Annotated in this window: 8 protein-coding genes; 3 read left to right on the top strand and 5 right to left on the bottom strand. The window is 71.9% G+C overall.

What is annotated here, in order from left to right; all coding sequences use genetic code 11:
• From ACFUK0_RS36470 to ACFUK0_RS36450, 5 genes are all read right to left on the bottom strand, one after another.
• A partial coding sequence (locus ACFUK0_RS36470; RefSeq protein WP_380257667.1) for an AAA family ATPase occupies nucleotides 1-2,567 on the bottom strand: 2,567 nt, incomplete at its 3' end.
• 222 nt (nucleotides 2,568-2,789) lie between these two features.
• Nucleotides 2,790-3,659 (bottom strand): hypothetical protein, encoded by an 870-nt coding sequence (locus ACFUK0_RS36465; protein WP_380257665.1) that lies wholly within the window; start codon nucleotides 3,657-3,659, stop codon nucleotides 2,790-2,792.
• Between the two features lie 236 nt (nucleotides 3,660-3,895).
• Complete coding sequence (locus ACFUK0_RS36460; RefSeq protein WP_380257663.1) at nucleotides 3,896-4,600, bottom strand: helix-turn-helix domain containing protein; 705 nt, start codon at nucleotides 4,598-4,600, stop codon at nucleotides 3,896-3,898.
• Nucleotides 4,597-6,792, bottom strand: a complete 2,196-nt coding sequence (locus ACFUK0_RS36455; protein ID WP_380257661.1) for a hypothetical protein — start codon at nucleotides 6,790-6,792, stop codon at nucleotides 4,597-4,599. Before ACFUK0_RS36455 ends, ACFUK0_RS36460 begins: the two co-directional genes overlap by 4 nt.
• A gap of 7 nt (nucleotides 6,793-6,799) precedes the next feature.
• Entirely contained in the window at nucleotides 6,800-7,132 is a 333-nt protein-coding gene (locus ACFUK0_RS36450) for a helix-turn-helix domain-containing protein (protein ID WP_380257659.1), read from the bottom strand.
• A 266-nt stretch (nucleotides 7,133-7,398) separates the two neighbouring features.
• Between ACFUK0_RS36450 and ACFUK0_RS36445 the strand changes: the two genes are divergently transcribed.
• The 3 genes from ACFUK0_RS36445 to ACFUK0_RS36435 form a co-directional block, all read left to right on the top strand.
• Nucleotides 7,399-8,064 carry a hypothetical protein gene (locus ACFUK0_RS36445; RefSeq protein WP_380257657.1) on the top strand — a complete coding sequence of 222 codons (666 nt, stop codon included), beginning with the start codon at nucleotides 7,399-7,401 and terminating at the stop codon, nucleotides 8,062-8,064.
• Between the two features lie 432 nt (nucleotides 8,065-8,496).
• A complete protein-coding gene (locus ACFUK0_RS36440; RefSeq protein ID WP_380257655.1) occupies nucleotides 8,497-8,937 on the top strand; it encodes a hypothetical protein in 441 nt (146 codons plus the stop codon).
• A gap of 5 nt (nucleotides 8,938-8,942) precedes the next feature.
• A partial coding sequence (locus ACFUK0_RS36435) for an AAA family ATPase (RefSeq protein WP_380257653.1) occupies nucleotides 8,943-10,540 on the top strand: 1,598 nt, incomplete at its 3' end.

Here is a 10,540-nt window from a genome sequence, read left to right as displayed (position 1 = left end):
TCCCAGACGATGGCGGTCCAGTCCCGGCTGGTGGTGATGGCAAGCGGGCCGTCCGGCCCGTCAACCACCACCACCGCGGTCACGCCCCCCGCGTGGCCTGTCAAGGTGTGCAGGCGGGCGGGGTGGGTGCGCCGGGTGGCCCAGCGCGGAGTCGGCGGGGTGGTGGGGATGGCGGACGGCGTACGGACAACGGCGCGGGCGAGATCGGGTTGTTGCCAGCCGGCGGCGTCGAGGGCGAGGAGATCCCGGCGGGCTTCGAACTGGTGGCGACGCGGGTCGTGCGCGGCGGTGGTGCGGTATATGTGCGCGCTCAGGCGGGCCTGCTCACTGTGGGCCCGGTGCAGATGGGGGACGAGGTGGTCGGGGTCGGCATGAACCAGGAACCCGGGGTCTGCGAGGAGCTCGTCGAAGGCCTGGTCGCCCGCGGCCACGGCGTGGTCGGCGGCGTGGCGGAGCAGGTAGGGGTGGGCGTGTTGCCAGTCGGGGGTCTCCGCCGCCGTGGTCGGGGCGGTGCCGATCAGGGCGTGGTGGAGGGTTGCGGGGTCGGCGCGGTCCCGGGTGTGGTCGACGAGGGCTTGGTGGAAGTAGCGGTAAAGCAGGCGGTGGTCGGTGTCAGGGGTGGTGCGCAGGTAGAACGCGGCCTTGGTGAGGGCACGGCGGGTGTCGGCGAGCTGGGGGGTTGGCCGGCCGGGAGAGGGTGGTTGGTGGGCGAGGGCGGTGGCGTGGATGAGGTCGAGGGGCATGCCCTGGCCACGGGCGTGGCCGAGGACGGTGAGGACGGGCCTGATCCAGGGCTCGGTGGCGGTGAGGGCGTCGAGGTGGAGGTCGAAGACCTCGGTAACGCTGCACGGGGGTGGGGCCAGGGTGGGCTGGACTGGGGTGGCGTTGAGGTGGTCGGCGTAGAGGTAGGCGACAAGGAAGGCCCCATGATCGCTGTAGGTGGCGAGCCGCTCGGCGATGTCGCGGGTCTCCTGAGACGAGTGGAGAGGGAGAACTTTGCTCAGGTAGGTGTCGAGGTCGTCGGCGAGGGTGCGGTGGTCGTCCTCGGTGGCGGGATCGAGGTTCAGGAGCGCGTCCGGGTGTTCGGCCAGGTGCCCGTGCAGGGCGGGCAGGGTGTCCCACCACGGTCTGGTGCCGGCCAGAACGCGACAGCCCGCTGTGCCGTTGTCGGGGGTGGTCGCGGCGAGCGGCAGGAGGAGTTCGTCGAGGACGGCGGCCGGGTTGTCAGCCTCGTCGAGGGCGTCCAGGATCACCACGATGTCGTGGGATTCCTGCAGCTCCCGGACCAGGTCTGCGGTGGCTACATGCTCAAGGGCGCTGAACCCTGCCGACGAGCGGGGGCCGCCGGGGGCGGGTTCGGTTTTGTGCTGCCGGCGAAGCTGGTGATGCAGGGAGTCAGTGATCTGCTGCAGGGTGAGCTGGCGGGCGTGAACAGCCAGCACGATGCCGGGCTGGCGGGGGCGGAAGCCCCGGACGAAGCTGGCCACGCGCGTCCCGAACCCTTTGAGTTCGGGGTGGAGCAGGCAGGTGGCGACGCCGAGGAGTGCGGACTTGCCGCTGCCCGGGCCGCCGGTGACCACCAGCAGCCGACTCGCCTGTCGGCCGGTTTCATCGGTCCATGCCTGGATCCGCCGCAGTTGTGAGGTGCGGCCGGAGAAGAGGATGTCGGTGGCGGTGGGCTGGCCCGCAGCCCGGGTGGCGAAGTGCAGCGGGTCCAGGCCGGGTGAACAGGCGAGGGCGAACTCGCGCAGCCGCGGGTTCATGCCGGACACCAGGCCGGTGTGGAGGTCCGCGCGGTGGGCGGGGTTGCCGAAGAACGGCTGGGGTTGGGGGTCGGCGTGCGCGTGGGGGGTGTGCACGAGGCTCTGGCCCGGCCGCTGCGCGGAGCGGTCGGTGGCCGCGAGGTGGCGGTCGATGGCCCGGGCGAGGGTCGCCACCGGGACGAACTCCTGGTCCGGGCTGATGTCGAGGTCGCCGTCGGCCAGGTGGTGCAGGACCTCGGTGGTCGCGGTGGTGAAACGCGCCCCGTAGGTGATGGCGTCGGCGGTGCAGGCGCCGATGATCCACACGTTGCGCTGGCCGTCCTGCGACTGGCGGGTGACCAGGTCGGTGAGCTGCTGCTGGACGACGGCCTGCCCCGCCCCGCACACATCCAGCAGGAACAGCACCTGCCGCCCGCTGTTCCTGGCGGTGCGCAGGAGGGTCTCGACGCTGAGGCAGGTGTCGTCCAGGAGGTCGTCGCGCGGTTCGCCGCCGGCGGCGGCAAGATACAGTGCGCCGCCATCGGTGGGCTGGGTGCCGTGGCCGGCGAAGTGCACGACGAGCGGCTCACCCAGGCCGGCGTGCTTGCGCAGGTCGTCCCAGGCACGGGTGAACTCGGCCTTGGTGCAGTCCAGCAGCGGGTCCCCACCGGTGGCGCCGGTGCGGTCCATCGCGACGGCCAGTTCCCGCACCGCTGCCCGGACGGTGGGCAGCGGCTCGAACACGGCAGCGCCGTCAGCGTGGTCGTCCTCACTCAGGTACGGCTCGGGAAAATCCCCGACCCCCGCCACCAACGCCCTGACCATCGAACCCCCCTGTCGCATCCCGCGTCGACGCGGGGCCCTATCCGCTCCGACCAGTGCGAAGGCCGCCATCGCGGCCCTCCCCGGAGCGGGCCGCGGAGCTCCTGGTTCCGGGAACGGCATGGCGCCTCATGCCGTTCCCGGAACGGACCGGAGCAGATACTCCGTGGCTCCTCGCGCGTGCCGGAGCGGAACACGCGAGGCCCGCCCTCGTCTGATCGACTGTCAGGAAATGTACGGTGCGACAGCCGCCGCCAGCAGGCCGTTGGCGAGATATCCGCCGAATCCGTGGAAACCCAGGCCGTTGTCGCAGGTCTCGTCCGCATCGACCGGGAACACCTCGGCGAGCTTGGACGGCACGGCCACCACGTCGCCGACGTCCGCAATGTTCACCCACCGCTGCACCCCGGCCGGCCGGGCTCCCCGCCCCGAGCGCAGCGCCGGGTCCAGGCGGCGGGCCAGCGACGGGACCCGCAGCGGCGAGCCGACCGTCACCAACAGCTCCACCTGCAGATCGGTATGGGCGTGCAGGGTCTCGTAGGCCACGTAGGAGCCCAGCGAGTGTGCGATCACCACCGCCGGGGCCTCCCGCCGGATCACCCCGGCGATCCGCTCGCGCACCAGGTTCCGCCGCCGGGGCCAGGTGGTGTAGGCCTCCACCTCGCGCAGGTTCGCCACGATCACCCGCTCCAGGCGGCGCATCGTCTGCTCCCGCACCGTGCCCGACAGGCCGCCGCCTCGCTGGTCGACCAGCCAACCGAGCATCTGTCGCAGCGGTGCCAGTGCAACGTTCTGGGAATCAGCGGGAGGAACGACGCCGGCGGAGGCCAGCCATTCGGCTGCCGCCGCACGCTCCTGCGGCCCGAGGCTGTCGAAACTCGTGTCGTCCCCGCCGGACTGGACCTGCTCCGAAAGATCCGGGCGCAGCAAGTCCGCGTAGTAAGCCATCACCGTCTCCGGCACCTCGACCGACAGTTGGCGCAGGCTCTCGGCCAGCCGCGGCCGGCAATCAGCCACGCGGCGTGCCGCGGCCTGTTCCGGTGACGCGTCGCGGACGTGGTTGAAGATCCCGTGCACCAGCACGATCGGCGCCATGGCCCACCCACCCCGTTCACAGCTCTTGGGCCCAACCCTTGGGCCACCCCTGCCCCGGACCTACCCACCCCACATGCCTCATCACACCACCCGGCAGTCTGGGCAGCAGGCGCTCTCAACGTTGCACAGGCCACCGTCGACCTCGTTCTGGCCACTGCGGCTGGCCTGGTTGCACGGCCACCAGACCGTCGGAGTGGAGGTCGTCACCGAGGCCGAGCAAGAGCAGTGCAACCGCCCTACCGCCCCCCGGGGATCCAGCCGCGTACTTCGAGGTACTGGATGTCGGCGTCCTGGACGGCGCGGCCGGTCTCCACCAGCCACTCCTTCATGGCCTCGGTGACGTCGCCGTGGTGGTCGGCGACGCGCTGGGACCACTCGGCGGCGTCGAACCCGCCGCTGCTGCTGGAGCCGTAGGTGCGCTCCTCCGTGCCGTCGGCGCGGGGGATGAAGCCGCGGCGCACCCCGCCGGAGTCCTTCTCCGAGCCGGCCGAGTGGACGTACTGGTCGGCCTTCATCCGCACGGTGAAGGCGAGCTTGCCGTCGGCCTGCCCGGTCTCGTGGACGACCGGGGCGAGGTGGGCGGCACCGGACCTGATGGCCTGTTTGCCCGCGCGGCCGGCCATGCTGCCGCCCGGGGTGCCGATGGTGTCCTTGCCCCGCACCCGCGCCTTCTGGCCGGTCTTCGTGCGGCGTCGGGTGGTGTTCGCCTCCGCGACGGCGGACAGGGCCTCTTCGTCGCGCTCGCCGCCGCGCACCGCCCGGACCATCTGGCGCAGGGCGTTGACCATGCTGGCGCCCTTGCCCTTGGTGAAGAACTGGCTGACGAGGGAGGCGTCGCGGCCGAGCATCCTGGCGACCTGGCGCTTGGTGTAGCCCTGGTCGATGAGCTCCTGGGTGAGCCTCGCGGCCTCGTTGGGGTTCCGGGGGTCGGCGGGGCTCAACTCTGCTCAGCTCCCTTCGCGGCGAGTTCGGCGCGGCCCTGGCCGCGCAGCGTCAGGTACTGCTCCTGGCTGGTGGGGTGCGGGACGGGCCCGGTGAGGTGGCCCTTGAGGAGGTAGTCGCCGGGCTCGCCCCGGTAGGGCCAGGGCTGGCGCTCGGTCAGCGCGATGCCGTCCGTGCCGAAGTACACGACCGTGCCGGGCTTCGCGTGCAGGGCCCCGGCGTACCCGGTGATCTCCTTGCCGTCGCGGTACTTCATGTCCAGCAGCGCGGCCCTCGCCCCCGACCAGACGTAGGCGGCCCACTCGGGGTGCGCGTTGGGGTCGCGGGAGAACCCGGCCTGCCGCTGCCAGGTGATGACCTGGTCGTCCTGGCCGAGGATCTCCACCCCCTCCGGCAGCGCCTCCCCCAACGGGGTGGTGCCGGAGACGAGGCGGGGGCGCTGCGCGAAGCCGCCCAGGCCGAACAGCAGCACCGAGCGGACCGCGCGGGAGGCGAGGTAGGCCGCCTGCCGCTGCCGCTCATCCGCGTGGATGCGGGAGAGGTTGGTCAGGTCCGCCCAGGCGGCCTTCAGCTTCCTGCCCCAGTCGTCCAGCGGCTTGCCGTCCTCGAAGACCAGGCCGCCCAGGACCTCCACCTTCCACGGCATCAGGTGATTGGACAGCGCGAGGTGCACCTCCGCTCCCCCGGCCCAGGTCGTGAACGTGGTGCCCGGCTCGGAGGGGTAGACCCAGGCGCGGTCACCGGTCACCGGAGCGGGCAGCAGGCCGACGTGGTTCCAGCCGGCCGGGACGGTGACGCGCACGTTCCAGTGCGAGCAGGACATCAACGCCTTCGCCTGCTCCGCCTCCGTCATGGCCGCGAACGAGGCCGCGGTGACCCGGACCGGGGTGCCGACCGGGGACTTCCACAGGTGCTTGGCGTAGGCGAACGTACGGTCGTACTCCACCAGCGCCGGCAGCTGCTCCGGCACGCGCGGCGGCAGGATCAGCTCGGTGCGGCCCTGCCCGCCGGTCGCGTGCAGCAGACCGCGCAGCTCCTCCGACAGCACCGGATAGCCCCCGGCCCACTTCCCCTTGGTGGGGATGGTCCGGGTCCACAGGTCCCGGCCGGTCTGCGACGGGGAGCCCATCAGCACCACGTCGTCCCAGTGCCGGCGCAGCGCCTGCCACAGCAGCGTGAACGCCTGGCGGCACGTCGCCGCGTCGGCGCCGTCCGCGTCGAACCACTCCCCGATCGAACGGATCTCCACCATCCCGGAGTCGGGCGCGGTGGTGGGGGCGTAGCGGCCGACGGGCTGGCGCTGGTGGACGAAGTGCCCGGCGAGCCTGTCCCGGCCCGCCCCGACGGCGGTCGTCCACCGCTCGGAGGGGGTGTTGAGCCAGGCGGCGACCGCGTCCTTCAGCGTGGAGTACCGCTCGGCGCCGTCGTGCCAGGGGGCGCCGGCGGTGATGTAGATGCGCTCGGTGCCCGGCGCGGTCGCCAGGACCGCGTCCAGGATCTCCCCCGGCGTGCGGGGACCGAGGTCGACCAGCACGACCTGGTCGCGGACCGCCAGGACACCGGCCGCCACGTCCAGGAACACCGTGGCGCGGGCCTGCTGGACGAAGTTCGGACGCTTGGACACCAGACCGGAGGTCACCGCCTCGAAGCGGACGCCCTCTGGGCCGTCCGGGAGGGTCGGCAGCTCACGCGGCCCGGACTCCCCCGTCGGGCGCTGCGGCACAGCGACCGAAGCCGGGAGTTGTCCCACGACGTCGTCGGCAGCCTGGCTCCGGGCCTCGTCCGGTGCCTCGGCGGCCGGGGCCGACTGCCCGACGACGGGGACAGGGCGGGTCAGTGCCGGGGCAACCGCGCCGACCGGCTGCGCCACGGCCACGGCCGTCGGAGCCGGCGCCTGGACGGACGCAACGACGGCCTGCTCCTCGGCCTTGGCGCTGCGGACAGCGGCCGGGGTCGGGTCCAGCAGCGGGGCGATCCGCACCACGTCCGCCAGCGTCAGCCCTGAGGCCTTCGCGACGGCCGGCGCCTGCGCGCCCTCGTACCCCGCGAGCCCGGCAACCCTGCGGGCGCGCTGGGCGGTGAGCTTGTCCAGCTCCTTCTGCGCGGCCGCGACCTGCTTCTCGGCCTGGCCGATCTCGGTGCGCAGCTCGCGCAGGCCGGCGAGCTCGGCGGTGTACGTCCGGCGGTCCATCAGGCTCTCACTCCCCTTCCGTGGTCTCGGTGCTGCTGGCGTCGAGGGGGCGGGCCTGGCGGGCCAGGGTGAGCCAGCCGTCAGCGCCCCGCGTGCCGTGGATGTCGGCCAGACCCGCGAGCAGGAAGGCGTACGCGCCGCGCTTCGGCGCCCGCGGCTGCGCGGCCCCGTTCTCCCACTTCGCGAACGTCTCCCGCCGGGTGTCCAGGGCGGCGGCCACCTCGACCTGGGTCAGACCCGCCGCCTTGCGCAACCGCTCCCGCTCGGCGGGCTCCGGCAGGTCCCCGCCGTCCCTGGCCTTGGCCAGCAGCGCATCGACCGCCGCGAAAATCTCAGACATCACATACCTCCATACGAGAAAGATAGCACAGAACATCGCTTCAAGCGCAACATTATTACTCGCACATGCGCCGCATTATCGTCACACTGGCAGAATCGGGGCCGTAGCGGACCAAGGCCGGTCGCTGTGACGGAGCGTCGTAGCAACCGAGTGGAGCAGCCTGGTTGCGACTTCGGCCCCGCCCGGTGCTCAGCTGTGACTGGTCACCTGGTCGCGACGACTGACACCCAAAGCGCGACCGGATCCCGCCACTAGACTCCGGCACCATGACAGCCGTCACTCCCGTATCGCCCATCCCGGTCGCGCCTGCCGGCCTGACAGACCGGGCCAGAAGGTTCGTCGAGGTGGAGGGCGTTCGTGTCCCTCGGCAGGGCCTCGGGCAGCACCGAGAGACGTGGATCGAGCACGGGGTCCCAGCAGTGGAGATCGACCGGGCCGCGGCCTTCCAGGACCGTTGGGGCGGTCTTGTGCTGCCGCCTGCCCCGTTTTACGAGGGCGGTCCGCGCATCCTGGGCTCCGACCGTCCCGAGGGATCGGCCGCTGAGGGCTGGTTGTTTCCGGCGGGAAGCTGCCGGGTGTCCATGGCCTACGGATTCATGATTGGCTCCGGCGGCGCATTCGGGATCGATGCCTACCACTGGACACCGCTGCATGCCAGCACGGACGGATGGGTGGAGTCCTTGGCGCTCGCCGCCCATGCCGGTCGCTGCGCCAAGACCGTGACAAGGATCAAGGGGAAGGCCGTCGAGTCATTGAACCTCGCCGGCTTCGAGCAGGTGCCTGAAGTACAGGGTGTGACGGACACGTGGTGGCGGGGCAAGGACTCGCTCATCGCCCTCTACCGAGGCGAGGCCGTCGGCCTGGACGCTCCACGATGCCTTGAAGCCCACGTGTACGGCGGCCTCGACGAGTGGGGGCTCCACGGCGGCTGATCGCCGTCACCCCTGCGGCGCGCTGATCTTCCTCCCGATGCGCTTCAGCATGGCGGAGGAGGCATCCGCCTATGCGGCGGAGGTCGCGTCGTCGATGGGCCTCTGTGGGATATCCCGTGGGTTCCGCCGTCCGCAGTTGCCTTGTTGCCCAGGTCAACTCCGATAACGGCGGCAGACAGGCCAGTTCGATCATGATGGTTCTTCAGGATTCGCGAAGAACCATCATGATCCATCTCGGTCGGCGCGTGCAGGGGATCGCAGGACAACCGACCAACACGCGCCGGGCAAGGGCCGAAGACGGGTCCGAACCCACGGAATGTCCCATACGGAAGTCGGTGGCGGGATGTTGTCCGGTTTTCCCTCCTGCGGGTGGGGTTGCTCGTAGCGTGTGATGGTCCGGGATGGGCGATACGACGACAGGGATGGTGTGTGGTGGAGCCGATTTCTCTGGTCCTGCTGGCGGCGCTGGCCGGTGGGGCCGGCGGTGAAGCGGGCAAGCAGGCCTTTGCCTCGCTGGGCGCGCTGGTGCGCCGTCCGTTCCAACGTTCGGACGGCATGCCGGCGGTGTCCTCGGGAGAGGCAGAACTGGTCGCGCTGGAGCGGTCCACCGCCCCGGAGAACGTGCACGCGCTCGGCACCGCCCTGGCGGTGCGGGCGGCGCTGGACCCGGAGTTCCGCACCGGCCTGCAGCAGTGGCACGATCAGGCCAAACTCGTGCGCACGGGCGACGGCGGTGTGGCCAACACCATCAGCGGGGGCACCTTCCACGCCCCGGTGCAGCAGGGCCGGGACTTCTCCGGCACCTCCTTCCCCGCCACGCCCCCGGCACCTCCCGCCGAACCGGCCCCCGGCCCGGCGACCTCGCAGGGCTGACCGCCGTGACCGACCTCCCGCCGGGGCCGGACGGGCCGGTGTCGAACCGGATCAACGACGGGGTCTTCCTGAACACGGTGATCCAGGGCCGGAACATCACCGTGGTGCTGCCGCCCGAGGTCACCCCGGCCCTGTCCGGCCTGCCGCCCGGCTCCGTTACCTTCACCGGCCGCGAGGACCAGGTGAAGGACCTGATCTCCGCCCTGTCCCCCGTGCATCATGGCGAGCGGGCGGTCCTGGTGACGGCGGTCGCGGGGCTGGCTGGCGTCGGGAAGACCGAACTGGTCGTGCAGGCCGCGGCACGGGCGTTGCGCGAGCCGGGCTGGTTCCCCGGCGGCGTGCTGTTCGTCGACCTGTTCGGCTACGACCCCGAACGCCTCGTACCGCCCGAGCAGGCCCTGGACGGGTTCCTGCGTGCCCTGGGCATGCCCGCCGAAGACATCCCCGCCGACCTGCAGGACCGCTCCCGCCTCTACCGCACCGTGCTGGCGGCCTTCGCCGAGCGGGGACGCCGGATCCTGGTCGTCATTGACAACGCCTCCACCGAGGACCAGGCCCGCCCGCTGCTGCCCACCGACAACACCACTGCCACCCTGGTCACCTCCCGCGACACCCTCGACCTGGACGCACGCCTGCACGACCTCGGCCCCCTGGACCCGCAGGCCTCCGTGGACCTGCTGAACGGGCACCTGCACCGGGCCCGGGGCACGGACGACACCCGGGTGAAGGACGAGCCCGAACACGCCGAGGCGATCGCCCGCCTGTGCGCGGGCCTGCCACTGGCCCTGCGGATCACCGCGGCCATCCTCGCCGACAGCCCAGCCCGCCCCCTGGCCTCCCTCGCCCAGGCCCTGGAAACCGCGCACACCCGCCTGGACCGGCTCCGTCGAAAGGACCGCGCCGTACGCGCCGCGTTCGACCTGTCCTACCAACGCCTGGACGGCCCGCACGCCCGCCTGTTCCGGCTGCTGCCCCTCAACCCCGGCCCGGACACCTCCACCGAGGCCGCCACCCACCTGGCCGGCACCGACCACTGGCAGACCGAGGAACTCCTGCAGGACCTGGCCCGCGCCCACCTCGTCATCCCGCCCGGACCGGCCGAGACCTGGGGCCGATGGCGCATGCACGACCTGGTACGCCTGTATGCCGACGAACACGGACGCACCCACGCCGACACCGACCGGCGTGAGGCCGCCCTGACCGCCCTCCTCGACTTCTACCGGGCCACCACCGAAGCCGCCGACACCCACCTGTCCACTCTGCCCGGAACCCGCTCCCCCCGCTTCCCCGACCGCGACCACGCCCTGGCCTGGCTGGACGCCGAACACCTCAACCTGATCGCCGCCACCACCACGGCCCACACCCTCGGCCACCCCGAGACCAGCATCCATCTCGCGTCCGACCTCGCCGAGTTCCTCGACCGGCGGCGCTACTTCGACGACTGGATCACCGTCAGCACCACCGCCCTGGCCATCTGCCGCGACCTCGGCGACCGTCACGGCGAGGGCCGGGCGCTGAACGACCTCGGCCTCGCGCTGCAGGCGGTGCGCAGGTTCGAGGAGGCCATCGACGCCCACACCCGGGCCGCCACCGTCTTCCGCGA

Origin of the sequence: Kitasatospora sp. NPDC057223 (genome assembly GCF_042669755.1) — a bacterium.
Classification (GTDB): domain Bacteria; phylum Actinomycetota; class Actinomycetes; order Streptomycetales; family Streptomycetaceae; genus Kitasatospora.
The sequence above is the reverse complement of the archived record's forward strand: the minus strand, read 5'-3'. Positions and strand labels throughout refer to the sequence as shown.